Origin of the sequence: Fervidobacterium sp., from assembly GCA_026419195.1 — a bacterium.
GTDB lineage: Bacteria > Thermotogota > Thermotogae > Thermotogales > Fervidobacteriaceae > Fervidobacterium.
Genome location: JANZZV010000057.1, coordinates 1 through 1,288 on the forward strand (window position 1 = coordinate 1; position 1,288 = coordinate 1,288).

Annotated in this window: 1 protein-coding gene; it reads right to left on the bottom strand. The window is 35.2% G+C overall.

What is annotated here, in order from left to right; translation table 11 throughout:
• On the bottom strand, positions 1–1,288 hold a 1,288-nt coding region (locus N2Z58_09425), incomplete at both ends, for a hypothetical protein (GenBank protein ID MCX7654878.1).

Genomic DNA, 1,288 nt, shown 5'->3' on the forward strand with positions numbered 1-1,288 from the left:
ATTACAACATCGTTAGTACCAAGACTTGAGATGTACGAAATAGCCTTTTGAACATTTTCACTAAATCCAGACACACGTGCTTTTCTTATGTTCTGGAAATATTCTACTTGCACGTTGTAAACTTTCGATATGTATTCTATGTGTGATTGACTCATCTCTACATTAGTACTAACTTCCATCGATGTATATGACAATATGTATTTTTTAGCCTGTTCCACAGAATCTTTGCTTCCAACAATGTACATAGCATTTCCTACGTTATAAATGTTAATTTTGAATAGGCTTTTTAGCATATCCAACATACCATCACTTACACGTTGCTGTACTAGCTCAATAACCTGATTCTTATTGGCCAAACTTTCAAGCATATTTCTTGCTTCATTTGCCAGATTTCCGTAAATTATTATCTTGTCATCCACGTTGTATACCTTAACACCGTAAATTTTCTCGACTGCATCTTTTTCTTCGGTGCTAAATTTATCCTCTAGAACCAGTATGTTAACACTGTAACTTTTTCGGATTTGTTCTATTTCTCTTTTCAAACTTTCCATCCTTGATTTACTCACAGTAAATATCAGCAAACCATCTTTACTTTCAACAACAGTTCCTGTCAACTTGGAAAATATCTCCGGTGAAGGATCGGTTGGAAGCTGCTGGACAGTGTAGGTTGTTATATCTTCAGAAATAGCCTTTTTCAACCTTTCTATCTCTTTTATCTTTCCCGATACAAGTTTGGTTCCATCTGAAAAACTTTGCAAAATCCTCACATTGAACCTTTTCAAATATTCATCATCTACTCTGACAAGGTAGCTAACATTACCAAACATATCCAAGAAATTTAGAAATCTCTTGTAAGTTTCTTGACTTGCAAAAATAGTTACAATCAGCTTTTCATTGATAGTTTTTACGGTGTAATTCTCCTTATCTATTCCCAAGTATTCAGCAGCGATATTAATTACTTCTTCAGAAACATCTTCAACAATTACTTTCCAAGGAGCTCCTATAATCGGATCTTTCGAAAGACTTTCGACGAACTGTTCAAAACCGCTTACTACATACAGCTTTCCATTCGAAACCTTTGGATTTGACTTTGGATAAAGTATCTGCATAGCATTTGCAATCCTTTGTGGATACAAAACATCAACAGCAGTGTATCTCAACTCCACCTCAACCTGTTCCTTTGTCTCTTTAGTCTCTTCTTTTTCGATTGATTTAGCAGCCTTCGCATCTTTTAAAATTTGCTGGATCTGAGCTAAATGCGCGGGATCATCCAATAAAATCGCAATCT